General features: G+C 48.8%; 22 protein-coding genes and 1 riboswitch. Of the genes, 13 read left to right on the top strand and 9 right to left on the bottom strand.

Annotation, left to right across the window (positions count from 1 at the left end; translation table 11 throughout):
• Positions 1-184: 184 nt before the first annotated feature.
• The 4 genes from ACFRAM_RS18330 to yfcE all read left to right on the top strand — a co-directional run bounded on the left by ACFRAM_RS18330 (position 185) and on the right by yfcE (position 4,120).
• Positions 185-511: a PadR family transcriptional regulator gene (locus ACFRAM_RS18330; RefSeq protein WP_175372009.1), complete on the top strand. Its 327-nt coding sequence runs from the start codon at positions 185-187 to the stop codon at positions 509-511.
• A 5-nt stretch (positions 512-516) separates the two neighbouring features.
• Entirely contained in the window at positions 517-1,491 is a 975-nt protein-coding gene (locus tag ACFRAM_RS18335) for a permease prefix domain 1-containing protein (RefSeq protein ID WP_379467088.1), read from the top strand.
• Between the two features lie 412 nt (positions 1,492-1,903).
• Positions 1,904-3,388: a glutamate synthase subunit beta gene (locus ACFRAM_RS18340; RefSeq protein ID WP_379467089.1), complete on the top strand. Its 1,485-nt coding sequence runs from the start codon at positions 1,904-1,906 to the stop codon at positions 3,386-3,388.
• A gap of 189 nt (positions 3,389-3,577) precedes the next feature.
• Complete coding sequence (yfcE, locus tag ACFRAM_RS18345; RefSeq protein ID WP_175372006.1) at positions 3,578-4,120, top strand: phosphodiesterase; 543 nt, start codon at positions 3,578-3,580, stop codon at positions 4,118-4,120.
• A gap of 224 nt (positions 4,121-4,344) precedes the next feature.
• On the opposite strand, the gene ACFRAM_RS18350 is transcribed toward yfcE, so the two are convergent.
• From ACFRAM_RS18350 to ACFRAM_RS18365, 4 genes are all read right to left on the bottom strand, one after another.
• Positions 4,345-5,325 (bottom strand): iron-siderophore ABC transporter substrate-binding protein, encoded by a 981-nt coding sequence (locus ACFRAM_RS18350; RefSeq protein ID WP_379467090.1) that lies wholly within the window; start codon positions 5,323-5,325, stop codon positions 4,345-4,347.
• A 465-nt stretch (positions 5,326-5,790) separates the two neighbouring features.
• On the bottom strand, positions 5,791-5,913 hold the full coding sequence (locus ACFRAM_RS18355; protein ID WP_281364496.1) for a hypothetical protein: 123 nt from the start codon (positions 5,911-5,913) through the stop codon (positions 5,791-5,793).
• 49 nt (positions 5,914-5,962) lie between these two features.
• Positions 5,963-6,130 carry an aspartyl-phosphate phosphatase Spo0E family protein gene (locus tag ACFRAM_RS18360; protein WP_175372004.1) on the bottom strand — a complete coding sequence of 56 codons (168 nt, stop codon included), beginning with the start codon at positions 6,128-6,130 and terminating at the stop codon, positions 5,963-5,965.
• A 484-nt stretch (positions 6,131-6,614) separates the two neighbouring features.
• Positions 6,615-8,003: a helix-turn-helix domain-containing protein gene (locus tag ACFRAM_RS18365; protein WP_379467091.1), complete on the bottom strand. Its 1,389-nt coding sequence runs from the start codon at positions 8,001-8,003 to the stop codon at positions 6,615-6,617.
• Between the two features lie 247 nt (positions 8,004-8,250).
• Between ACFRAM_RS18365 and ACFRAM_RS18370 the strand changes: the two genes are divergently transcribed.
• From ACFRAM_RS18370 to ACFRAM_RS18390, 5 genes are all read left to right on the top strand, one after another.
• Positions 8,251-9,279: an agmatine deiminase family protein gene (locus ACFRAM_RS18370; RefSeq protein ID WP_379467092.1), complete on the top strand. Its 1,029-nt coding sequence runs from the start codon at positions 8,251-8,253 to the stop codon at positions 9,277-9,279.
• Positions 9,280-9,335: 56 nt separating this feature from the next.
• A complete protein-coding gene (gene aguB / locus ACFRAM_RS18375) occupies positions 9,336-10,211 on the top strand; it encodes an N-carbamoylputrescine amidase (RefSeq protein WP_066375030.1) in 876 nt (291 codons plus the stop codon).
• A gap of 205 nt (positions 10,212-10,416) precedes the next feature.
• Complete coding sequence (locus ACFRAM_RS18380; RefSeq protein WP_175372000.1) at positions 10,417-11,157, top strand: TerC family protein; 741 nt, start codon at positions 10,417-10,419, stop codon at positions 11,155-11,157.
• A 113-nt stretch (positions 11,158-11,270) separates the two neighbouring features.
• On the top strand, positions 11,271-12,059 hold the full coding sequence (locus ACFRAM_RS18385; protein WP_066375029.1) for a formate/nitrite transporter family protein: 789 nt from the start codon (positions 11,271-11,273) through the stop codon (positions 12,057-12,059).
• Between the two features lie 212 nt (positions 12,060-12,271).
• Entirely contained in the window at positions 12,272-13,855 is a 1,584-nt protein-coding gene (locus ACFRAM_RS18390; RefSeq protein ID WP_379467093.1) for an ATP-binding protein, read from the top strand.
• Between the two features lie 49 nt (positions 13,856-13,904).
• Here ACFRAM_RS18390 and ACFRAM_RS18395 read toward each other — a convergent pair whose 3' ends face one another.
• Positions 13,905-14,351, bottom strand: coding sequence for a rhodanese-like domain-containing protein (locus ACFRAM_RS18395; protein WP_379467094.1), 447 nt, complete (start codon positions 14,349-14,351; stop codon positions 13,905-13,907).
• Between the two features lie 136 nt (positions 14,352-14,487).
• Here ACFRAM_RS18395 and ACFRAM_RS18400 point away from each other — a divergent pair, with 136 nt between their 5' ends.
• Positions 14,488-15,357, top strand: a complete 870-nt coding sequence (locus tag ACFRAM_RS18400) for a LysR family transcriptional regulator (RefSeq protein ID WP_379467095.1) — start codon at positions 14,488-14,490, stop codon at positions 15,355-15,357.
• Between the two features lie 118 nt (positions 15,358-15,475).
• On the opposite strand, the gene ACFRAM_RS18405 is transcribed toward ACFRAM_RS18400, so the two are convergent.
• The gene (locus ACFRAM_RS18405; protein ID WP_379467096.1) at positions 15,476-17,800 is read right to left on the bottom strand and encodes a TPM domain-containing protein; all 2,325 of its coding nucleotides are present in this window, start codon (positions 17,798-17,800) and stop codon (positions 15,476-15,478) included.
• Positions 17,801-17,996: 196 nt separating this feature from the next.
• The gene (locus ACFRAM_RS18410) at positions 17,997-18,140 is read right to left on the bottom strand and encodes a hypothetical protein (RefSeq protein ID WP_175371995.1); all 144 of its coding nucleotides are present in this window, start codon (positions 18,138-18,140) and stop codon (positions 17,997-17,999) included.
• Positions 18,141-18,396: 256 nt separating this feature from the next.
• Between ACFRAM_RS18410 and ACFRAM_RS18415 the strand changes: the two genes are divergently transcribed.
• On the top strand, positions 18,397-21,516 hold the full coding sequence (locus ACFRAM_RS18415; RefSeq protein ID WP_379467097.1) for an EAL domain-containing protein: 3,120 nt from the start codon (positions 18,397-18,399) through the stop codon (positions 21,514-21,516).
• A 96-nt stretch (positions 21,517-21,612) separates the two neighbouring features.
• Here the strand turns inward: ACFRAM_RS18415 and ACFRAM_RS18420 are convergent, their stop codons facing one another.
• Entirely contained in the window at positions 21,613-22,707 is a 1,095-nt protein-coding gene (locus ACFRAM_RS18420; RefSeq protein ID WP_379467098.1) for a GGDEF domain-containing protein, read from the bottom strand.
• A 196-nt stretch (positions 22,708-22,903) separates the two neighbouring features.
• Positions 22,904-23,003, top strand: a riboswitch (purine riboswitch).
• Between the two features lie 179 nt (positions 23,004-23,182).
• Between ACFRAM_RS18420 and ACFRAM_RS18425 the strand changes: the two genes are divergently transcribed.
• Together ACFRAM_RS18425 and ACFRAM_RS18430 are read left to right on the top strand one after the other, a co-directional pair.
• Entirely contained in the window at positions 23,183-24,619 is a 1,437-nt protein-coding gene (locus ACFRAM_RS18425; RefSeq protein WP_379467099.1) for an NAD(P)/FAD-dependent oxidoreductase, read from the top strand.
• A 17-nt stretch (positions 24,620-24,636) separates the two neighbouring features.
• The gene (locus tag ACFRAM_RS18430) at positions 24,637-24,921 is read left to right on the top strand and encodes a hypothetical protein (RefSeq protein ID WP_379467100.1); all 285 of its coding nucleotides are present in this window, start codon (positions 24,637-24,639) and stop codon (positions 24,919-24,921) included.
• Positions 24,922-24,969: 48 nt separating this feature from the next.
• Here ACFRAM_RS18430 and ACFRAM_RS18435 read toward each other — a convergent pair whose 3' ends face one another.
• On the bottom strand, positions 24,970-25,569 hold the full coding sequence (locus ACFRAM_RS18435; protein ID WP_379467101.1) for a nucleotidyltransferase family protein: 600 nt from the start codon (positions 25,567-25,569) through the stop codon (positions 24,970-24,972).
• Positions 25,570-25,969 lie beyond the last annotated feature (400 nt).

Consider the following 25,969-nt stretch of genomic DNA (forward strand, 5'->3'; position numbering starts at 1 on the left):
TTGCAAAAAGTTGATTGTTACGCCTAAAAGGGGTGTTCTGCAAGGCCGGATGGCCAGTGGAGCGCTCTTTTCTTATTTCGGGCGCAAATTTGAATAAAAATACTTCACCTGTCGTAGTAATTATGCTACAATTCAATTACTACGACAGGTGAAGTACGACAGATGCAGTAAAGGAGGCAGACTATTGATCAGTAGTGACGTGATCCGGGGATACAACGATACCCTCATCCTCTATATGCTAATGGACGGCGAATCTTATGGTTACGAGATATCCAAGAAGATCAGGACGCTATCGGAGGAGAAATACATTATGAAAGAGACCACGCTGTATTCTGCCTTCACCCGGCTGGAGAAGAACGGATATATCGTTTCCTTTTACAAGGAAGAGACGTTCGGCAAGCGGCGCACCTACTACCGCATTACCCCGGCCGGCCTGGCCTATTACCGCGAAAAATGCGAAGAATGGCAAGTTACACAAGAGGTCGTTAATAAATTTATTAAGGAGCTGTGAGGTTCATGGATACGATCATCAGCTATTTGAACAATATGTTCGCTACCCTGCCCAAAAGTGATCAAATGCTGAAGCTGAAGCAGGATCTGCTGGCCAGCATGGAAGAAAAGTACTACGAGTTGAAGATGGACGGGAAATCGGAGAATGAAGCCGTAGGGATCGTGATCTCGGAGTTTGGCAATATTGATGAATTGACCAGTGAACTAGGCATTATGCCCGAGGTGGAGGAAGAATGGTCCCCTATGCTTGCGGACGATGAAGTTGAAGGCTTCATGGCCGCCAAAAGAAAATCGGGTCTATGGATCGGCATCGGTGTAGCCCTGGTCCTGACCGGCGTGGCACTGTTGATTTTTATTACCACTTCCTTTGAGATAGGGATGCTGGGAGGAAGTTTTTCAGAAGATGCAGCCAATATGTTTGGTCTGATCGCCATGCTCCTGTTCATCGTTCCAGCTATTGCTATGTTCATTTATAGCGGCATGAAGCTGGAGAAATACAAATATTTGAAATCTGAGTTCACCCTGCCCTACCACCTGAAGGCCTATGTTCAGCAAAAACAGGAAGCCTTTGCTTCTACCTACACTCTGTCCCTGATCATGGGCGTATGTCTATGTGTGATATCGCCGGCTGCGATATTTGTGGGCTCCGCATTCAGTGAAGCAGCGGCATCCTTAGGTGTTGTCGTGTTGCTGGAGATCGTTGCTGTAGCCGTGTTCCTCTTCGTTTATTATGGGAATATCAAGGATAGCTTCAGCTTCCTGCTGCAAACAGGTGACTACTCGAAGGCAAAGAAAGAAGAGGACCGGGTTATTGGAGGTGTGGCTGCGATTATTTGGCCGCTTGCTACCTGTATTTTTCTGATCAGTGGTCTGGTTTTCCAGCAATGGCATATCAATTGGATCGTGTTCCCGATCACCGCCATTTTATTCGGCATGTTCAGTGGGGCTTATAATATCTTCAAGAGTAAAGGGCGTTCCTAATCCAGCCTACGGTTTGTAAATGCATTCTTTTGACAAAAACAGGCAGTGTCCAGTTGTGGGCACTGCCTGTTCTGTATGTGTCCCTGACCCCCATGCTCCTGCAATGTGAATGGATTATTCAGGGTTACGATAACGTTAATTTGATTATGTCGTTTTGCGTAAAAGGTGATATTGCTCATTTTCGGCAAGGCAGCGCAGTGTTAATATGGTCTCACTTATTCCCCTGTTTTACTTTGCAGGCAGTGGCAGCAGGGATTTGAAGCCTCTAGGCCACTTCTTACTTTGCTGCTTCACAGTGGTATATTTCTAGTCGGCTGCAGCATGTGATCTCTTATAGAAGCCGAATCAGCACAAGGGACACCGCCAATTCACTTCACGGCGGTCATTTAAGAAGACTCGGAGGATGACTGTTATGGGCAAAGCAACCGGATTTATGGAGTATGCGCGGCAGACGCCGGCAGAATGTGTGCCGCTGGAACGGATCAAGAACTGGAACGAATTTGCTATCAAAATGGATGAGGAAAAACTGCGGGAGCAGGGAGCTCGATGCATGGATTGCGGTACACCCTTCTGCCATGTGGGCCGCCTGCTGTCCGGTATGGCTTCCGGCTGCCCGCTGCATAATCTGATTCCGGAGTGGAATGATCTTGTCTATCGTGGGAACTGGGAGATCGCGCTGAAGCGGCTGCACAAAACCAATAACTTTCCTGAGTTCACAGGCCGGGTCTGTCCATCCCCATGCGAAGGCTCTTGTACCGTCGGTATGAACGGCAAGCCGGTAACGATTAAGTCCATTGAGAAGGCGATTGTAGACAGGGGCTTTGCCGAGGGTTGGATTGTGCCGGAGCCGCCACTGGTGCGGACAGGTAAGAAAGTGGCTGTGGTTGGCTCGGGACCTGCGGGTCTGGCCTGTGCAGCCCAGCTTAATAAGGCTGGACACACAGTGACAGTATACGAGCGGGCTGACCGCATTGGCGGATTGCTGACCTATGGCATCCCCAACATGAAGCTGGATAAAGGGACGGTACAGCGGCGCGTGGATCTGCTGACAGCGGAAGGTGTTAACTTCGTGACCGGAACGGAGATCGGCAAGGACATCCCTGCGGAACAGGTCCGGGGGGAACATGACGCTGTTGTTCTCTGTGGCGGTTCCACGGTGGCCCGCGATCTGCCGGTGGAAGGGCGCGGGCTGTCCGGTATCCATCAGGCGATGGAATTCCTGACTCTGAATACAAAGAGCCTGCTGGATTCCGGGCTTGCAGACGGAGAGTATCTATCCGCAGCAGACAAGGATGTCGTCGTCATTGGAGGCGGTGATACCGGTACCGACTGCGTTGCCACATCCATTCGGCACGGCTGCCGCAGCGTGGTCCAGTTGGAGATTATGCCGCAGGCACCGCTGTCGCGGCAGCCTGGTAACCCTTGGCCGGAATGGCCGAAGGTGCTCAAAGTCGATTATGGCCAGGAAGAAGCCGCTGCCCTGTACAGTGAAGATCCGCGCCGCTATCTCGTATCGACAAAGCGATTTGTGGGGGATGACGGCGGACAGGTGCAGGAGCTGCACACCGTTCGCATTGAATGGGCCCGAGATGAGCAGGGACGGATGGTACCCGTGGAAGTACCAGGCAGCGAGGAAGTGCTGAAGGCACAGCTGGTGCTGCTGGCTTTGGGCTTCACCGGACCGGAGAGCACGGTGCTGGATCAGCTTGGGATAGCGCGCGACGAGCGCTCTAATGCCGCAGCGGAGTTCGGTGCTCAAGCAACGAATGTGGAAGGCGTGTTCACCGCTGGCGATATGCGCCGCGGGCAAAGTCTGGTCGTGTGGGCCATTCAGGAAGGGCGGCAGGCTGCGCGTGAAGTGGACCGCTTTTTAATGGGAGCCTCCAATTTGCCCTAAGCTATGACAGGTTATGTGTATAGAAAGAGCAGGGCGCCTTCATAGGCGTCCGCTTTGTGTTGTTGCTTCACATTACTGTCTTATGTGATGTACTTAGCGGACATTTGTATGAATGAAATTTGAACCAAAGCAAGGACTGTCCTACAATGGAAGCATCTGAAATTAGGGTAGACGAAAGGGTGGTTGACGATGAAGTTAATGTTTATTTCCGATATTCACGGGTCTTTGTTCTGGCTGGAACAGACTTTGGAAAAAGTAGCCGTGGAACAGCCGGATCAGCTTATTTTCCTGGGCGATTTTATGTATCACGGGCCGCGGAATCCGCTGCCGGAGGGCTATAACCCGCAGGGCGTCGCTGACAAGCTGAATGCATACAAGAGCCAAATCGTGGCGGTACGCGGCAATTGTGACGCTGAGGTGGATCAGATGCTGCTGGAATTTCCGATGATGGGCGATTATGCCCTGATTCTGCATGAAGGCCGACGGATCTATGCGACACACGGGCACGGCTTCAGCATGGACAATCTTCCGCCTCTATCTCCGGGCGATATTTTTATCCAAGGACATACCCATGTTCCTGTAGCCGATGTGAAGGAAGGCATTTATGTACTAAATCCGGGCTCGATTTCTCTTCCCAAGGAGAATTATCCAAACTCATACGGTATTCTTCAAAACGGCGAGTTCAGGGTGAAGGATTTCGATGGGGATACGATTAAGGGGATTAAGCTGTAGGGCAGTGTCGATCATGCCATTGATTGAGGAATAGCTGGGCTTTGGGATGAAAAAAGGACATGCAAGGAGGTCACTGTGAAAATACCTCCAAGCATGTCCTCTATAAAATACCCATGTTCCGATAGAGTAGGTAAGGCAGGGTATTTATGTGCTGAATCTGGAATGTTTTTGGCAGTGGGTAGGCACCATTGGAATCGAACGGACCGAATGGCTGAGACTTAAGTTTATTTTGTTACGGTTAGAGCTTGCACGACATCGTCGATTTTCATGCTGTCAGCAATCGGGCCATTGAGCATCCAGTGCCTTGCCGATACTTTATACGTATGATTTTGCTTCACAGCAGGGATCGCTTTCCACACTTGCAATGACTCTACTCCCTTCACGGTCTCTAATGTTTTTTGAAACTCCTCTTCAGAAGAAGCAGAATACCCTGCCGTGACAAACAAATAATCAGCTTTCAGTTCTGGCAGCTTCTCCAATGACAAAGTAGCTCCCCAGTCTTCTTCCGCTGTTTTTTGAAATTCCATAAGAGTTACATCAGGTTTTAGACCCAAATCGTTATAGAGTACTCCCCCATAAGGGAACTTTGGGAAAAACACGTCAGCTTCTTTGTCCGTAAGCCGCACTAAGGTAACGGTTTTATTCGTTCCAACCGATTGAGCAATCGTCTGACGTGCCTTACTCAATTTATCGTCATAGGCTTTAATGATCTCATTTGCTTGTTCTTCGCGATTAATCGCTTTGCCGATCTGTACGATTGAAGTTTTCCAGTCACCTCGATCATAGACAAGAGTTGGCGCAATTTGTGAAAGTTTCTCAAAGCCTGCTTGATCAACATACCCATCAATTATAATAATCAAATCTGGGTTCGCGGCCAGTATAGCTTCATAGTTAGGTGTAGATGAAAAATTTAGAGTCGGAACCTTCTTATCCTGAAGTCTGTCGTACAGATAATCCCCTCTCGTTCCACTGGCTTGAACTAACGGTGCATCCAATGATAGTAGCATATCCTCAAGCCCGACACTGACAATACGCTTAGGTTCCATAGGCACATCAACATTACCGAAGACCGTACTCATTGTTTTGGTGTTTGCTTGTGTTGATGAATTTTCATTAGCGTTTGGTTTACCGTTGGAGCATGCCCCCAGCAATAAAGTGAAAAGTAAAAGGGTAGCAAACAGTAACTTATTTGTATTTCTTTGCATGAATGAAGTTCCTCTCCTCTTGAACCTGAATTTTCCCGGTGAAATACTATGTCTTATTCAAACGAAAGCCCCTTCCACCATGAAACATATGGAATCCTTCGGAGTGACCCTTAATACCATCCAGCAGGAGAACCATCAGTTTATGTATAACACTATAATTGATAATGATTATCATCGTCAATAATAACTCTATACTGTCTTTTAGATAATATTTGAATGCACAGGTTGTGTTGGCTACTTGATATTGATATTGATAACCTTGCGGATGTTTATGTCTGGAGATATGAAGAAGGGATTTGTTATGAAAAAATAGAGGAGCTAAGAGGGTTCAAGTGGGGGTAAATCCGAATGCTCTGAAACGATCTATTTTGAAGCTGTATATGTAGTATGTGTATCAATTATTATCATTGTGTTCCTGTCTACCTTTGCATTCAGGATATTGATTTTGCTGGTGTAGACAGGAATTTAGCGGGTCTTTTTTGCTTGCTTTTGTAGTACCCAAAATACAGCGCCCAGGTTCATGCCTAATAACAGAATGACTTCTAGCACTTGCTCCATGGTCATAGCTTCAAGTATAGGAATAAACATACTCCCCCCTAAATAAGGTGTTTATTTATATTGAAAATCATTGCAATAACTAGTTTACAAGCCGTTTGCGTTGATATTGATTTAATAGCTCGTCCAGAATCATCGACTGTTCGATGACCTTGGGATGTGTAAAGAAACCGTATCTCTTCTGTGTTTGATGAAGTTCTTCCCGGGCTCTCTCGACTTGAATTAAGATGGCTGGCTGGCTCGACTGCATAATACATCCCTCCTATATGTAGTATTATAGAATCGTCTGTCAAAAAATAGGAGATTGGGGGAACGACGAGGTTTAAAACAAAAAAGAGTCATTCCTGATACCTCCAGGACGACTCTTTTGTTTTTTGTCTAAATGTGTAGACGTTAAAAGCTTCTCGTTAGCCGCCAGAGCCGTGTGTCATGAGTTGCAGTGCGGACTGAATTGACTCGGAACCACTACTTGGTATATTTACTGAAATAATTACGATTAATAAGAAACTAAACGATACTGCCCACAAAACCATCTTTCTCATGTTTCGTTACACCTCCCCAATTGTGTAGTGTGTTCAGGCTACTTTAAAAATTGTTGAGGGAATCTTGAAAGTGATTCTATTAATAGTTTATAGGATGATGCCAAACTTTGCTCAAAAAATAGTTAGTATTAATAATACTTTTATTCCAAATAGTGGGTAGTTGTTTGAGTGAGGTGTAGTTTAATTTAGTGTCTATAAAGTCTTAATGATATAAGAGGCTCTCTCTTCATTAATTCGGTGCATTTCCCCGATTAAGCCTGCGTATGCTTCCTGTTGCTCTACTGAAGCTGCCGCGCGGTACTTTTCAAATAATCCCACACACCGCACAATGCTATCATTGCTTCTCGTTCTTACCGAAGATTCCAGACTCCCCATTAAGTACTCAAAGCCAGCCTCTAGATTATTTTTTCTGAGATAGTATATGGCCAGTTCGGTAAGAAACCGTGTGTATTTATCTCCGGTTAACTGCTGAGTGTACTTCCCCAGTCGGCTGTGTTGCTCTTTATACGACAGGTTATCTGTGAATTGCAACAAGATCGCATCAACATCAAATAGAAAGCGGTTGGCGGCCTGCATGATTTTAAAAAGAGCCTGGAATATTTCGTTCTCCCGAACTTCGACATATTTGATGTAGTCGGGTAAGACGTCTACTTGTCCAGCCATAAGGCGGTACAAGTAGCTATTCGCTGTAGCCCACTCTTTGAATTGTTTAATTACCCGCGACTCCTCTTCGTTAACAGGTGACTTTGCCCAGCTTACGTCCGAATATAGAAATGCATACTGCAAGGCTTGTTCGTAATCTCCACGCTCATCACAGACCAAGGAGCCCAGCAAATTGGCATAAAGGATGTAATAGATGATAGGGCGAGTCGGTATCTTGGTCTCAGAATCTTTGCGAAAGGAATGATATAGAATATCTGCTTTATGGCCCATAAGCTCTGCGAGTTCCATTACCTTGTCCCAGCGATGCAGGGAGGCGTAGATATCCGCTAAATGCTTCAGCGCATCCAGTTGATCGGCTTCCTCCAGTCGCTCTATATAGGGTTCGAATTGATTGGCGGCACGCAGGTTCTCATCCTGATTATCCCCTAAACGAATGGCAAACAGTCTGTACTGGCACAGAGCCAAGCGTTCGGAGTGCTGGAGCTTTTCACCTGCTGCCACATTCTCGTACAGAAGTGCAGCTGCTACAAGATAACCTTGAGCGAATAGCGCTTCCGCTGCCTCAAACAGCAAGGGAGAGTACATCAGATTGTCCATAATATGCTGTACAATATTCTTAATCGCGCCTAGCTTGTCCAGTTCAGCACATCTCTGCAACAAAGGGCCAATTCGCCGCCAATCTGCTGACCCTTCAATAATGTAATCATGAATATACATTTCATAGAAAAAACCATCCGGCTTCCCCATTGCTGAAGTGATCCGGTCAAGCTGCTGCATGGCAATCGGTCGGCGGGCGTTGATGATATTGCTTAGGGTTCCGGAATGAAGGCCGGTACGTTCTGCAAATTGAGCCAGCGTCAAGGCTTCTCTTCTCAGGTAATGCTCCAGTTCAGTCAAAATGGTTGCTGCAGCTTCCAAGGTACGACCACCTTTCGCGCCAAAATCCATAAAATGGATAAATATTTCTTCAATTATCGCGCTGAATAGAACAGTGGTCAATACGGTAGATGAGTCTATAATATGATTTTTTTTACTATTATTATAAAAATAACCTTTCTCGCAATTATACTTCGGTAATTGAGCTAGGGGGCATATTATTGTATGATATGTAAGGAACTTTGGGGCAATCCTGGTTCTAAATTTAACTGTAGAGGTAGCTAACGAAATGTATCCTAAAGAACTGAACTATACGATGCCGCCGGAGTGGAGCCAGCATGAGCGCACCTTTATCTCCTGGCCTGTGCAGGCATCCATGTGTTTTCCCGATAATCATGAGTCTGTGTGCCAAGGGTATGCAGAAATTATAAAAGCAATGGCAGAGTTCGAGCCGGTGACGGTGATCGTGAACCCTGATGAACTGAAGACGGTGGAAGCTTTGGTCGGCGGACCGCGAGTTTCCCTGCTGCCGATTGCACATAATGATGCGTGGCTGCGTGACAATGGTCCTACATTCGTAGTGAATGAAGAAGGTGCACTCGCAGGTGTGAACTGGAAGTTCAATGCCTGGGGCGGCAAATATTCTCCTTGGGATCTCGACGATAATGTCGCTCCGCAGATTCTGGAGCATCTGAAGGTCACCCGTTATGATGCACCGCTCGTAATGGAGGGAGGCTCCATTCATATCGATGGAGAAGGAACGATCCTGACCACGGAAGAGTGCCTGCTGAATACGAACCGGAACCCGGATCTGGGACGACAAGAGATTGAAGAACAGTTGTGTAATTATATCGGAGCAGAGTCCGTGATCTGGCTGAAGCGCGGTTTGAGCGGCGATGAGACCGACGGCCATGTCGATAACATTGCTTGCTTCGCGGCACCGGGCAAGGTTATTATTCAGGTCTGCGATGATCCGCAGGATGAGAACTATGAGATTACGCAAGAGAATCTGCGGATTCTGGAGAATGCTACTGACGCTAAGGGACGGAAGCTGGAGATCATCAAGATTCAGCAGCCGCCACGCGTAGATGGGGAAGATGGTCGTCTGACCCTGAGCTACCTGAATTTCTATTTTGTGAACGGGGGCATTGTTCTGCCAGTATTCGGTGGAACTGCTACGGAGACAGACAAGCTGGCTGCCGAGACGTTGGCGGGGCTGTTCCCGGACCGCCGTATACGTACGGTGAACGGCATGGCTGTGATCGGCGAAGGCGGCAATGTTCACTGTACTACACAGCAGATGCCTGCGGTGAAGTAAGCCTATTTTACCGATGAACCTATAAGACTGGTTTTATATACAAGGAGGACCGATACGTGAGAAATGTAAAAGTAGCTGCAACGCAGATGAGCTGTTCCGGCAACATTGACGAGAATATTAGCAAAGCCGAGACGTTGGTGAGAGAAGCTGCCGCACAGGGCGCGCAAATTATTTTGCTGCAGGAACTGTTTGAGACCCCGTATTTCTGCCAGAAAGAGAAATCGGATTATTATGCATACGCAACTGAGCTCGAGCAGAATAAGGCCGTTAATCATTTCAAAAAAGTAGCAAAAGAGCTGCAGGTCGTGCTGCCTATCAGCTTCTATGAGAAGAAAAACTATGCCCGCTACAACTCGCTGGCTGTGATTGATGCCGACGGTACAGTGCTTGGCAAATACCGCAAGAGCCACATCCCGGACGGACCTGGCTATGAAGAGAAGTTCTATTTCAACCCGGGTGATACCGGCTTCAAGGTCTGGAATACCCGTTATGCCAAAATCGGCGTCGGTATTTGCTGGGACCAATGGTACCCGGAAGCTGCCCGCGTGATGAGTCTGATGGGGGCGGAGATTCTCTTCTATCCGACGGCTATTGGTTCGGAACCTCAGGATGGAAGCATTGATTCCAAAGATCACTGGCAGATGTGTATGCGGGGCCATGCCGCGTCTAATCTGATTCCTGTCGTAGCTTCCAACCGGATTGGCGAAGAGATCGACGAGGATTCCAGCATTAACTTCTATGGTTCTTCTTTCATTGCCGGACCGCAAGGCAACAAAATTGTTGAGGCTGGACGTGACGAGCAGACCGTCTTGGTTAGCGAATTTGATTTGGATGCCCTGGAAGTTCAGCGGATTGAGTGGGGCATTTTCCGTGACCGCCGTCCAGAGCTGTACAGATTGATTGCTTCGTATGACGGAGATTTGACATTCTAATACTAGTTTGAAGAGTACCGCCGGAGATGAATAATGCTCATGGCGGTCTTTTTTGTAGCTAAGGTGCGCTGCAGGACTGTGGTTGAAATGATCCTCCGGCAAGCCATACCTCTGCTAGCTGGAACTACCGTTGAGGTTATGCGTAAATAATATTTACAAGATAGCTGGGAGCTAATAATGAATTTACCGGAGGCGCAAATGTGGCATGAACGGGTTGAGTGATTTTTTTAGAAATATTAGTGAGAACTATGGACATTTCTTCTCTTGGGGCGATATTGTAGGGGCGTTTTCCGATCCTGTGAACTGGGGGATTATCGGTAGCTTGATTCTTCTGGAGGGCCTGCTCTCAGCGGATAACGCGCTGGTACTGGCCGTGATGGTTCGGCATTTACCCAAGGAACAGCAGAAGAAAGCCCTGTTCTATGGGATTGTGGGGGCATATCTGTTCAGGTTTCTGGCAATCGGGCTGGGCACTGTCCTTATCAAGTTTACGCTGGTCAAGGTTTTGGGTGCGCTCTATCTCTTCTATATTGCGTATAAGGGCCTGTTCAAGGTCGGTAAAGAGAAAGAGATGCAGAATAAAGGAACTTCCTTCTGGAGGACTGTGCTATTAGTAGAGTTGATGGATATCGCCTTCAGTATTGACAGCGTGATTGCCGCATTTGGTCTTAGTGATCAAGTATGGGTGTTGTTCCTCGGGGGGATACTCGGCGTGCTGATGATGCGTGGGGTGGCGCAGGTATTCTTGAGGTTGATTGAGAAAATTCCGGAACTGGAGCAGGCGGCCTTCCTGCTGATTGCTATAATTGCCGGCAGAATGCTGATTGCTGTATTTGGATATGAAATGCCTTATGCAGTTTTCTTCGCCATTCTGATCATTGTCTTCGTTGGAACCATCCTGTACAGCTCGAGACGCAAGAAGAAAAAAGCTAATGAGAAAAATTAACCCTGCTATGCGTTCGTTTTAAGAAAATGTTTCAAATTTATTGGGTATCTTAACCAAGATGTTGTATAATCAGTCCAATATCCGCTGCAAAATTATACCCAAACGGAGGACATATGGAGAACGAAGCGCTGCTGCAGGTTGAACGGCTAGCTCTCAAGAAGCAAAAGATTTTTCGGCAAAGCGTACTGCGTTATATTGCCAGGGCCATGCTGGCCAGTATGTTTATCGGATTCGGTGTCATCGTAGCTTTTAAGACGGGCAACTTTTTCTACATGGAGCATTCACCGATGACGTACCCGATGGCCGCTGTTACATTCGGGGCCGCGATCATTTTGATCTCCTACGGAGGCGGCGATCTGTTCACGGGAGATACCTTCTATTACTCTTACACCGCGTTGCGCCGGAAAATGCGCTGGCTGGACGTCATCCGGATGTGGGTCGTCACCTATATTGGCAACATTCTGGGGGCTGCGGCCTTTGCACTGCTGATTTATTTGACGGGTCTGTTCTATGATTCCAACGTCAACGGATTTCTGCTGAATGTGGTGTCCCACAAGATGGAGGCTCCGGCGTTGCAGCTGTTTTTCCGGGCAATTCTGTGTAACTGGCTGGTCTGTCTGGCGTTCTTTGTACCCATGTCTATGAAGAGCGATGGTGCCAAAATGTTCGCCATGATGCTGTTCGTCTTCTGCTTCTTCATCTCCGGCTATGAGCATAGCATTGCCAATATGTGTACCTTTGCGATAGCGCTGGTGCTGGACCACCCTGGAACGATCTCGTGGGGCGGTGTATTGCATAACCTGGTTCCGGTAACGCTTGGAAACTTAATTGGTGGCGGTGTACTGATGGCCTATATGTATTATTACGTGAACAAACCGTTTCTCGAGGAAGAGCAGCATTAAGACAAAATGTCAGGCTCCGCCCCTATCGGGCGGAGTTTTTTTTGTTATAAAACAAGGGGATCACAGGTCAGCTTTGTTCGCAATAAGAAACTATCTGAATTTTTAATAATGGAAGGATTAAGGTATATAAAGTAGAATAAATTATTAGTGTTAAAAAATTGAAGCTTATTTATAAATCGAGGGATATGTTCTTGGAAAGAGCGGTGGTAGCCATGAAAACAATGACGGACAACCAAATTATTCAGGATTCTAAACAACAGTGCAAGCTTAGAGGCATAGACCCTGAACAGCCGCCCGTTTTTGCGAATCGTTTGTCTGCCGAGCAATTGAAGAAGCAATTGAGTAAGTATCGCGAAGTCATCGAGGTTATCGATTTCTTTGTTCATAAATTCCTGTCCTCCATTACTGGAACCCCCATTCTTGTCGCTATTTCCGACGATAAAGGATATCTGCTGGCTTTTCAAGGCGACCCCTCTATTATCGACACTATTCGACAGATCGGCCTAGGTGAGGGTGCATTAATGAATGAGGATGTGGGCACCAATTCAATAGACCTGTGTCTACGTCACAAGAGACCGTTCCAATTGGTCGGACAAGATCATTATCAGCAGATCCTCCACCGTCTGGCCTGTTGCACCGCTCCTATTCTTAAAGAGGATAACCAGATTCTGGGGACGATTTCGTTCATGGCGGATATGGATGTAACTCACCCGCATCTGCTGCCACTGCTGTGTACGATGGCCGATTCCATTGAACGGGAGCTGTTGCTCCGCCAGAGCAATGCCCAGCTGGAATTGTTGAATCAAATGCTGCTGGAGACGAATTATCTGGGCGTCATTATTACGGATGAACACGGCAAGATCGCTGATATAAATGAGAATGGTATGAATATGTTGGAGATCGAGCAAACCCGGTATTATGACATCATAGGCTCCAGCGTATTTGAGCTGACTGAAATCGGGCATTATTTTGAACGCACGCTTATGCTAAATGATCAATGTACTGGGTTGGAGCTGACGCTGGAGCGGCACGGGTCGATTCAGCACTTTATGATGGATGTCGTGCCAGCCTTTGATAGCGGTGGGAAGCTGTCCCGGGTGATTGGAAGTCTGCGCAACATTACTGAGATGAAACGGACCGAAGAGGTGCTGCGCAATACGGAAAAGCTGGTATTCGCAGGTCAGCTTGCGATGAGCATCGCCCACGAGATTCGTAATCCGCTTACTACGGTCAAAGGAATGCTTCAATTGTCCAACAAGGATGGCAAGCTTCCGCATTATGATCTGATTATGTCTGAGGTGGAGCGCATGAATCTGATCGTTAGCGAATTCCTGATCCTGGGTAAACCGCAGGCGGTGCATTTCAAGAATGAACGATGTAGCGCTATTCTACAGGAAATGCTGGGGATTTTTGCAATCCAGGTCCGTATGAACAATATTACCGTCACTAGGGACTTTCAAGAGGATCTTGAGATTAAATGCGACCGCAACCAAATTAAGCAAGTCTTCCTGAATATTCTGAAAAATGCGATGGAGGCCCTGCCGTTCGGCGGTGATATTATGATCACACTGGCGGTGGAGGACGGCTTCCAAACCATCACCATCGCGGATAACGGTGAAGGAATGAGCGAGGAGGTGCTGCTGAAGATCGGCGAACCTTTCCATACGACCCGTTTCAACGGCAACGGACTTGGCATGATGATTGTGAAAAAAATTGTATCGGCGCATAAAGGTCATATCACGATCAAGAGTGAGATTGGACAAGGCACTGCGGTGAAGATTTTCCTCCCGGCATAATAAAAAAGCGAATGCCGCCCCGGACTTACGTCTCTCGGGGCGGCATTGTTTACATTGGCGGTATGGAGTAGTACAGCGGCGCCTTCTCCTTAAGTGTACCTTCCAGAGTACCGCCTTCTTGGTGCCAGTATTCAATACCGCCAAGCATTTCCTTTACCTGATAGCCCATTGCTGCCAGTCTGGCAGCAGCCTTGGTCGCCCCGTTGCAGGCCGGACCCCAGCAGTACACTACCAATACATTATCCGTTGGGAACGATGGGGTAGAGCTGTCGATACGGCCGGAGGGTATAGAGAGTGCCCCGGGGAGATGGGCCTCCTCGTAGGATTGGGTGTCACGGACATCCACAATCGTGAATCCGCCTAATCCCTTCCGTATATCGTAAGCCACATCAGCTACATCGGTTTCATATATCCCTTTGGCGTTGAAATATAGCACGGCTTCTTCAGGTGTGGCGGCAGGTGTCCCCAGAACCTGGGATATGGGTGTAATCTTCATGGTCGTGTCGTTCCTCCTTGAACATGTCTTAGAGTTATTGTATAACGTATTTATAATTGAAATTATCTATAGTTTTGGATATATAATATCGAAATAAATGATAGTTGATTGATTTGAGGGAAAGAAGGTCACAGCTATGGAATTGACATACTTGCGCACCTTCTGTGAAGTCGCCGCCTGCGGCAGCTACACTAAAGCTGCCGAAAGACTGGGTTATGCGCAGTCCAGTGTAACATCACAGATCGCCAAGCTGGAGGAAATGTATGGTGCGGTCCTGCTGGAGAGAGCAGGACGGGGTATGACGCCCACGTTTGCCGGCAAAGGACTGCTGCCCTATGCCCGGCAAATGTTAGCACTTAGCGAGGAGGCCAAGGGTGTAGTGTCCGGCGGGTATAAGGGTCAACTCGTCATTGGGGCCATTGAGACGCTGGCCGCTTATTATTTGCCTCATCGCCTGCATCTTTATCGTAGCGCTTATCCGGATATTCGGCTGCGGGTGCAGCCTGGATCGGAGACGGAGATCATTGCTGCTGTCAGGGACAAAACGGCTGACTTTGGACTGATCTTTGATGAACCCTTTGCCTCAGAGGATCTGGTATCCCTGCCGCTGCGTGAGGAGTCGTTGTTCGTGGTCATGCATCCCGGGCATGCCTTTGCGTTGCAGTCTGAAATAAATCCGGAGCAGTTGGCGGAGGAACCGCTGGTACTTACTGAGGATACTTGCACCTACCGGAATCTTCTGCTGCATACGCTGAGGCAGTGTGGTGTAACACCGGGAATAGATATGGAATTCGGCAATCTGGAAGGGATCAAGCAGGCTGTCAAGCACCGCTGGGGGACGGCATTTCTGCCGGGCTATGCTATCGAGGAAGAGCGTCAGGCAGGCTCTCTGGCAGCAGTCCCTCTAGCGGGGGGACACAAGTCGTTCAGCATCCAGCTTATTTATCCGAAAGAACGCTGGTTGTCTCCTGCTTTTCGCGATTTTATCAAGGGGTTACAGGAGTAGTAACCATACGGCCTAAAGAACTGAGACCAGCAGTAAAAAAAACCTTCAGAGCTGCAATAACTGCAAGCTCTGAAGGGGTTTTGTGTTCAATCCAATAGGGTCTCTGGCTCCATGTGATCTACCATTTGGAACCGCCGGAGGATCTGTCGTTACCTCCGCCGTCCCAAGAGGAGCCACCAGAGGATCTGTTGCTGTCTCCGCCTCCCCATGAGGAGCCGCCAGAGGAGTGGTTGCCGCCGCCGAACGAATTACTGTTGTGTTGGGCCTGTTGCTGTCGCTGTTGTTGCCGCTGCTGCTCAAGCAATAATGCCATTGCAGCCTGGCGTTCCTGTTCTTGCTTCTGGCGGACGAGACGGTTCGCCTCTTCTACAAAGGTGCTGATTGCCGCCTCATAAGAACGGGCTAGCGTCTCGAGCTCATCCATGTGGAATGGCGGTGAGACCAGCCGCAGTGTAAGCTTCTCATAATCAGCGAGCAGCGGATTATGGGAACGCGCCCGGCGGGCCAGACCGTTCCGCTGCAGCAAGCTCTGCGCGGCATCGATCCGGGCGGGCCCTTCCGCGAGCAGCCGGTTGATTTTGTCTAATCGGCTGTTCAGGGCATCCAGCCCCTCAGAGATATCGCTGAACCGCGCGGAGGCTTCGTCCTGAAGCGACAGGAGCCGGTCAAGACCGCTGCGCGCTTGATCGAATTCCCCGCGTTCATCGCTGGTCCAAGTCTCGATCTGCGGTACTTCGCCTGCACCTTCCCGCAGGCGTGTACCCCATTCCTCTAGCGCCTCTCGGAAGCTCGCTAGATGCTGCTCCGCGAACCGGCCTCCGGCATCACGGATCCGGCTTTGCAGTTCATCCCGCCGCTGCTTCAGGGTGGTCCAGTTCGTGCGAACCGTCTCGAGATCCCGCCGGTTCTGCCCCCGGATCTGTCCCTGCCGCTCTGTCATTGCCACAGCCTCTGACAGAAGCAGGTCCATCCGGGCGGCGATGCTGCGCACCTCATCCATGTCCCCGCTTTGGAGCGGGGTCTTGATCGCTTCTGCTTGTGCTTGGGCCTGCTCCAGGTGGTCATAGGGTCTGACCTTCATATTTTGCAGGGAATGCTGCGCGATCAGTGCAGAAATCGTTGTCCGGGTGTCTGACAACACCCCGGAAAATGCTTTTAGCTTATCGTTATATACGCTCACATCTTGCAGGTCTTTCCCAATCTTCGTCTGTCTCTTCTGAGCATCCTCCGTAAATTCTTGGGCGGCAATAGGGTCGAATAGCTCCAGCTGATCGGCTTTGGCTGCTTTCTCGGCTAAGGTCTGAAGATCCTGGACCATTGCCTGTAGATTGTAGCCGGTCTCTCTGATCAGGGCTTGCAGAGCTTCGTCCAGTTCAGGGATTTCCTTCTTGAGAGCAGTGATACGTTGCTTCACATGACGGTCGGCCTCGTTGATGACCTCAATTTGCTTCTCATCCTCTTCGAGTGCAGCGCGGAAGGCACCATTGTCTTGACGCAGCTTCTCCAAGGTTCTCTTCAGCTCGCCCAAGCGGTACAGAGCGGGCTTGGTATCCTGGCCTGAGCGTGCGGAGATGTCTACAAGGCGGGTAGACAGGCGCGCAGAGATTGCTTCGACCAGCGCGCCTGTCTTGCCTTGGACGATCCCCTGGAATGGCTTCAGGGATTCCAACGCCTGATTGGTCCGTACCAGCAGGCCGGAGAGCTGTTCGTTCTGCTCGCCCAATTGTTTGCTACGGCGTAGTCCTGTCAGCAGGACGAACAAGGCGCCCAGCAGTAGGGCTGCCCCTACAAAGACTGTGGCCCGGGCCGCAGTCGATGATCCGGAGCCGCTGTCCTGCAGCGCGGCTGATCCTGTCCCTGCCGAACTGGAGCCGTGTGAGCCAGCCCCCGAGCTAGAGCCCTGCGACCCGGAGGCAGCTCCGCTCCCGGACTGCGTCGTGCCGCTTTTACTTCCCGCACGGCCAATCTCTTGCACAGCATTCAAGAGCGAGGTGATGCCTTCGGCAAAGTCTCCATGTTTGGCGGAGGGAATGAAATACGTATCCAGCAGCTTGACAAGGGCCGCGCTTCCGCTAGATGCGCCTTGATCTTTTGCCCACGTATTAATGGCGGCTTGCAGTGGCGGATTCTCGAAGACTAGCTGAACATCATGATTTTGAACAGCAATGAGTAATAGCACATCCCTGGCGGCGAGCCCCCAGGAATCAAAGACATCATTGGCGTAATCTTCAGCGGACCTTCCTTCCGTGGAGTCCACAGTTAGAACATGAAAGGTAAAGGCTTCGCCTGCGGTTACTTTGGAAATGGCCGTTATATCACGGCTATCCAACAACCCAGCTTCATCCTGAACCAGACTCGCTCCCTGTGCGGGTATGTCTGCGGCAAAAACGCCTGGTACCCATATAAGACTGATCATCAAGAACAATAGTATACATTTCTTCAAGATGGCACACTCCGATCTCTAGGGACAATGACACACCCTATATTATGTTGAATATTATACTATATAATGAACCCTCTGTTGTTCCTCAGCGGCGGCCTACATATCTTTAACACTACGTGTTCTAACCGCTATTGGTTCCCGGTGTCGCGCACAAAAAAAGCCGCATCCCCGGAAAGGGAATGCGGCTGTCAGGTCTTTATTTGGATTGCAGACAGAGGATGTATTGCAGTCTGGATTTGATTTCCTTCTGCCATTTCAGATCGCCGACTTTTACGGCAAGATTGAGCAGATCCAGGTAATCGTCAACCTGAAGTGTCGTCCGGGAAGTGGCTGCGCTCATCGGTGTTCAGTCTCCTTTGTACTCAATTATAGTGAGGTTGAATAATCTGTTTTCTTCAATAATGATAATCATTATCAACTATATTTGTTATTATCCACATTTTAGCGTTAAAAATCAATACAAAATTGAAGAACTTCTCTTTTCGATGCACATTTTCTGTTCACCCCAGAGGGAACTGGCAGGAACCTTACCATTTTTTGTCGAATAAAGCTGGAGATAGGGCTGTTATTTGATTTTGGAAAAAGGAGAACTTGCGATGAAGCGATGTGCGTTTCTGCTTCTACTTAGTATTCTGCTTATCTTCACGTTTCCTGCAGCCGCTGCTCATGGTCAGCGACAGGAGATTAAATACCAGGCCGAACTGAACTATCCCCCCTACAAATACATACAGAACGGCTATCTGACCGGCTTTGATGTTGATCTTATCAGCATGATTTTTGACAAGCAGGGGTATCTCGTTCATTACAGCACCGGCGATTGGGGAGATGTGTATGAACGGCTGATCGATGGTGAGATTGATACCGCCGGGCTGATGGTCGTTACCGATGAGCGAAAGCAGAAGGCTCTGTTCTCGGTGCCTGTATTCAAAAGTAAAATCTCCGTCTACGCCCGCCAGTCCTTCAAGGAAGAAGTCACTCTGAACACATTAGGCCGCTACAAAATCGCTGTAGGAAAGAACCAATATACAGAGGCTATGCTGCGCGATAAAGCAAACATTAAACAATACATAACATATCCTACGATACCAGCTGCATTGGATGCGCTAAAAAAAGGTGAAGTGGACCTGCTATTCGAGAACCAGGGGGTTGTCGATTACCTGATTGTCGACCAGGGTCTGACCGGTACCATTGTCCATAAGCTCAGCGATCTTTATCCGGTAAATGTAGCTATCGGGGTAAGCAAGTCCAAGCCTGATCTCGTTCCTTATTTGAACAGCCGCCTGGAACGGCTTCAGGAATCCGGGGCATTCGAGGAGCTTTACCAGCAATACTTTTTCTCGCATTCCGATAGCTACAGAAATAAGATATTCACTCAGGTGGTTGCTGGCGTGATCATTGCGCTTTGCCTGCTGGTGTTCGGTGCTTTTCTGCTGAAGATGTATATTAATCGTCTGCGCAGGGTGATCCATGCAGAGCAGCAATTTTTCGAGGATGTCATCGAGAATACCGGCATGATGATTTGGGCTGTTCATAGCGACAAAAAAATTGTGCGATTCAACTATTATGCCGAGAGGCTGACCGGACTTTGCGAGCGGGAGATGCTCGGTGTAAGCATCGAGGATTTGGGTGGACTTGAGGGCAGTGTGGCAACCCTTAGAGATTTGCTGCTGCGAGCAGTGAAGCTGGAATACGTCAGCGATGTCGAGCTGAAGCTTCCCGAGGGTGATCCGGAAGGCAGATATTTTACGATCCGTACCACACTGATCAAAGGTTTGGATCGTCAGGCAGAGGATATCTTCGTGCTCGTAGGGCTGGATATCGATATCCGCAAGCAAAATGAGCTCAAACTCCAGCTCAGTTATGAAGAACTGGAATCTACATACGAAGAACTTGCGGCAACCGAAGAGGAACTGCAGGATCAGTTCGACAAATTAAGGATCAGTGAGCGCCGGTTCCGGTTGGCTTCCGAAGGCTCTGGAGCCTACATGTGGGAGCTGGACTGGGAGAGTGGTTACTACAGACTTTCGGATCGCTGGTTTGAGGTGATGGGTTACACCGAGGAAGAGATTAATTCCTATGAAGGCGGTGTGCTCAGCATCATTCATCCCGATGAGCAGGCGTCGTCGAATAAAGCCCGGCAGGAGCATTTGGCCGGATTAACTCCGATCTATGAGACCGAATATCGCATGCGGACTAAGGCAGGAAACTATATTTGGTTTGAGGTCAGGGGTAAAGCGATCGTTGATCCGCGGGACAAAATCCTGCTGTTCCTCGGCTCACTGATTGACATTAGCAATCGTAAACAGGTGGAGCTCAAGCTGAATAATAGCTATCAGGAGCTTGAGGCGACCTATGAACAGCTCACAGCGACCCAGCAAGAGCTTATGGGCCAATACGAGCTGTTGCTGGAAAATCAGAAGAATATGCACCGTCTGGCTTATATCGACTCCCTTAGTGATCTGCCTAACCGTGCCAGTCTGCTGGAGGCGATGGAGAAATATTTCCGGAAGCCGGGTGGATCGGCGGCGCTGCTGTTTGTTGATACCGACAATTTCAAATACATTAACGATACACTCGGTCACAAGTTTGGGGATGTGCTTATTCGCAAGGCCAGTGAGCGGCTGCAATCGCTGGTGGGTGAAGGGGGAATGCTCTCCCGGTTGGGGGGAGACGAGTTTGTGATTTTCCTCAAGGATATTCTGGATAAGGATGCTATTTTTGAACTTGCCGAACAGATCATGCAGGCTTTCAAAAGATCCTTCCTGATCGGAGAGAGCAAACTGTACGTTACGGTCAGCATCGGAATTTCTTTTTACCCCGAGGACGGGGGGACAACAGAGGAAATGCTGAAGAATGCTGATGTAGCCATGTACCGCGCCAAGGAAGAGGGCAAAGGCAGATATGCTGTATACGATAAGTCGATGCATAAGGCTTTTAATGAACGGATGAACATCGAGAAACACCTGCGAAGTGCCATGAAAAATAATGAGTTTGAGCTGCACTATCAGCCGCAGGTAGATATTCGAACGGGTCTGATTTCCGGTTTTGAAGCCTTGATCCGCTGGAACAGTCCGGTGCTGGGCTTCGTTTCTCCGCTTGATTTTATCAAGGTTGCAGAGGATTCCAGACTGATTATCTATATTGGGGAATGGGTGCTGCGTGAAGCCTGCCGTTTCACGAAGGATGTGCATGATCGGGTAGGCATTCCCTACAAGATATCAGTGAATATCTCTGTGATTCAAATGCTGCAAGATGATTTCATTGATGTGGTGCTGAATACACTACAGGAGACCGGATTACAGCCGGAATGTCTGGAGCTGGAGATTACCGAGTCTATCTTTATGGAATCCTTCGAGAGTATGGTCACCAAGCTGGAGTATTTGAAATCATGCGGGATTCTCATTGCGCTCGATGACTTCGGTACAGGTTATTCCTCGCTGAGCTATTTGCAGCAGTTGCCGATATCGACACTCAAAATCGACAAGGCTTTTATAGATTCTCTGTCCGATAGTACCTACAGTCAGTCCTTTGTACAAATTATCGTTCAGTTGGGACATAAGATGGGTCTGGAAGTGGTTGCAGAGGGCATAGAGGAGGAAGCCCAGCTGGCATTCCTTAAGGATTCTGGTTGCGACAAGGTTCAGGGCTATCTCATCAGCCGCCCGGTTCCCGGACGTGGTGTAGGTAAGCTGCTCGAGGTCGAGCGCTACTTCTGAGAAATAGACGATGTCTCTTGATAAAACATGTACACAGTATACAATCAAAAAGAACGAGCTGCTCCTGAATGGAGGGCTCGTTCTTTTGTGTTGGGTTCAGAGAGCTACGATTCGATTTTTCCCCGATTTCTTCGCTTCGTATAAGGCATCATCGGCTTTCTGGAACACATAGCTCTTGGAGTCAGCACCTGCAAAATCATGCATGCCTATGCTCACGGTGATAACCTGCCCCCCCATCACCTCAATGGGGTGAGCGGCAATTTCCGCGCGGATCTTTTCCATAATTTCGCGTGAGCTTTCGAAAGGCTTAGCATTCAAGATCACAACAAATTCCTCTCCACCGTAACGTGCGGCAAAATCATCGGTACAGATGTGCTTGAGGACAACGGCTGCCACATGCTTCAGTACGATATCCCCGACCCAATGCCCGAACCTGTCATTGACCTGCTTGAAGTTGTCGATATCCAGAACCGCCAGTTGCATCGGGAACGGGTTGCTCTGCTGATGCTCAATCAGCCAGCCCAGATATTCGTGAAAGGTCTTATGATTGTACAAATCTGTCAAAGGATCAATCTTGGACAAGCGGTCCATGATGATATTCTGTATTCGCAGATCCTGCTCTGACTTCTCTGAATTCTCCAGGGATTGAATCAAGTCCCGCCCGCGTCCGATGATTGCGAACCCGGCCAGTGAGGTGCCTGCAAATATGGTAACGATGATAATATTCTCGGTGTACTCTATGTAGTTATAATCTCCACCCGATCCGAACAATATGGCTAAATAGATCAGGCAGATCGCGGAAGATCCGATCAGATAGCAACTCTTCAGATAGATCATGGATACAAGCAGTGGTATTAGCAGAATGAACGGCTCCACAGCTACATCCGATGAGATGTGCAGAATAATTATCATCGCGTACACATGGCTGGCCGCAATTATCGAGATCTCCGAGAGGGTGGGTTTCCAGCGATATATTCCTTCAAGCAGCAGAAGCAGCACCAGGATCATGGAATCAGGAAGAACCATACGGATATGAATATATTCCTTCTCCGAAATCAGCAGCCTGCCGTTGCCCATGACTATCAAAACGAGCAACTGACTGGCGAAATAGACCAGGAGAATAACCCAGAAAGCGTTCAGCAGCATGCGATTCCAATATTTTTCGCGAGGATTGTGTAGTAGGCACTGCATAAGATGTTCCTCTTTTCAAGTGGCAATATACTTATATATTCGACAAGATCCTATTGTTTCCTTCTGTAAGCTGCCTTGGAGATAATGTTCGGATTTTAATATAAATAATAAACCTGAAATAGGATTAAATTGACGTTAAGTTAACAATAAACGAACTATAAGTGACATTATGACTTGACACATTCGTATGTTTTCTATAAAATTTGTATAAGATGTTCGTATATCCCCGAAGATAGGGTTTGGGGGTCTCTACAGGGAACCGTAAATTCCTGGCTACGGATAGGGTGCTTTGGCATACCTTGAAATAGGCGGGATTTTTGTTGTTGCTGATCGTTCCGGCAAGCAAAGGTTGGACTGTACAGACGCCCGGTTCCCGCTGTAGTGTCGCCAACAAAGCACACAAAGTGATCATGTTATGAGAACGCGTACCGTCCGCAGTAAGGGCGGAGAAGCCTTATCTTCTTGGGAGGAACAAATGAGTAAATATGATGTAATTGTCGTTGGTGCCGGTCCGGCCGGAATATTCGCTTGCTATGAGCTGACACGGAAGGCCCCGCATTGGAAAGTGCTGCTGGTGGATAAAGGCCATGATATTTATCGCCGCAGTTGTCCGATTCTCGAGGAGAAAATTAAGCTCTGTCCGCCAGCCTCCGGTCGCAAGGAGTTTGCGGGCTGTCTGCCAGCTTGCTCCATTACGGCTGGTTTTGGGGGCGCGGGCGCTTATAGTGACGGCAAGTTTAATATCACAACGGAGTTCGGCGGGTGGATGACAGATTATCTGGCCCCTTCCAAGGTGCTCGAGCTAATCAACTATGTGGACGGGATCAACCTGGAGCATGGCGCCACCGATCTAATTACCGATCCTACAACGGACAGTATCCGGGATATCGAGCAGCGTGGCTATGCGGCTGGTTTGAAGCTGTTGCGGGCTCAGGTGCGTCACTTAGGAACAGAACAAAACCTCGAAATTCTAAAATCTATATATGAATATTTGAAAACACGTGTCGATATGGTGTTTAAAGCAGAAGTACAGGATCTGATTACGGTCAAAGAGGATGGAACCCACCGGGTGACCGGTATTTCCATGAAGAACGGCGAGAGCTACGAGGCCAATCTGGTCATGATTGCACCGGGCCGTGACGGCTCGGCCTGGTTGACTGAAGTACTGAAGAAGCGCCGTCTGAAGATGTACAACAACCAGGTAGACGTCGGCGTCCGGGTAGAGACCTCGGATGTCGTGATGCAGGAGATTAACGAGCATCTCTATGAAGGGAAGTTCATTTTCAATACTTCTGTGGGTACACGTGCCCGTACCTTCTGCAGTAACCCTTCCGGCCATGTGGTGGTGGAGAATCACAGCGGGGTAATGGCTGCGAATGGACACTCCTATAAAGATCCGGCACTTGGCTCCAAGAATACGAATTTTGCCCTGCTGGTCTCGCATAAGTTCACAGACCCGTTCGATAAACCGAACGAATATGCCCGCGAAATCTGCAAAAGAGCCAATGACCTGTCCAGCGGTGGCGTCATCGTCCAGAAGTATGGTGACATCCTGCGCGGACGGCGCTCTACAGAGACACGGATAAGCGAAGGGTTCCTGGAACCGACGCTGAAGGAAGCGGTACCGGGTGATTTGGGACTGGTGCTGCCGTACAACACCATGAAGAGCTTAATCGAGATGGTAGAGGCGCTGGAGAAGGTCACGCCGGGAATTGCTTCCGAGCATACACTCTTCTACGGCGTGGAGGCGAAGTTCTACTCCGCACGTCCGAAGCTTACCGAAGCGATGGAGACAGAGATATCTGGCCTCTACTGCGGCGGAGACGGCGCGGGCATTACCCGCGGTCTTGCGCAGGCTGGAGCAGCAGGCGTATGGATTGCTCGCGGAATGGTTGAGCGCGCGGGGGTATAAAGTTAAGGGACCGGCTTATGAGTGATATTCTGCTCATAGCCGGTCCCTTTTTGAATATCGTTATTGATGAGTATCTTGCTCTCGCGTGGTGTGATAGTGGTGGTGGTGATGATGGTGGTGATGGTGGTGATGGATGTGATGAATACCCTGGGGGGAACCATAGATGTGAAAATAGGGATGGGGATGTTGTGTATGTTCATGGCCGTAATGTTGTGGCTGGGGATCTCTTTGCTGAAATCCTTGAACTCCATTGTTTTCTTGTCGCATGGATGTACTCCTTTCGTTTTCTTAATACTGCATAATATGCCTATGCATAAGTAGTGACACCTGACCTAAGTGAATTGGGCTACCTACTCTAGGGTAGGGAAATCACCAACAGCACTTGCAGTGTGTAACCGGAGCTGGCCCCAGGTCTGCTGCCAGTTTTTACGCGCGATCCGCTCTACAAAGATGGGGTGACGTTCCTTGTCTGCTGCAAAATGTGGCGTCGGCCGTAACACCATATTCACCGCATCCTCGATCCCGTGTGGAGCGGTCAGGATGACTTGCCCCGCTTCGTTCAGGCTAAGCCCAAGCGCAGTTGCGGTCTCTGTAAAGTTCGAGATCGCATCTGTAGAAGATAAGAACGGTGACATGTTATTAATTAGATGCATTCGCGCTTCATTTTTAACCGACCAAGGGATGGTGGGATCTATGCTTCTTAGCTGCTCCTCCAATCGTTTTTCCTCAGCTTCATCAAGGTTAGAAGGGTCAAAATAGACAACATCAACATCTGGTAAAGGCGTTCTTTCCGCAAAGCCATGGAGCGTGTCCCAGATTTTAGAGCGCACAAACCCTGCACAGACCCACCAATCCGGCAAATGGAGTAGACTGGCTGTTTCCAGCACACCCATCATCCACGGGTCGCTTTGGACAAGTCGCAAAATATCTTCCACATTGTTTATTTTCATAGCTATTGCCTCCGTTGTTATAAGCTTTCAGCAAATATCCTCCAGTGAACTGCTCCGATGGCCCGCTAGCGTGGCCGTTAATACCGCGCAATATGAACTACGTTCGTCTGCAGCAGGCCACTGTGAACCAGTAGTATAAGTCTCTTACGGACCCAGGAGACGTTATTGCTCCTACATCAGCTTTTTTTTGTGTCTTACGGACTCAGAAGCCGCTATCTACACAGAATCTAACAAAAGAAAGACTAAAGTGTGTGAATAACGCCTCTGGAGTCCGCTAACTCCCTATAAAGTTCTCTTTGGATGGAATAAGGTCACTGAGGTCCGTTGGTGGTACCACCAATTACTCATTATAAATATGAATGGGGAAGTTGCCAGTAGCAAAGAGGGGGAGTCCTGAGTT

The organism is Paenibacillus sp. NPDC056722, from assembly GCF_042790635.1.
Classification (GTDB): domain Bacteria; phylum Bacillota; class Bacilli; order Paenibacillales; family Paenibacillaceae; genus Paenibacillus_AQ; species Paenibacillus_AQ agri.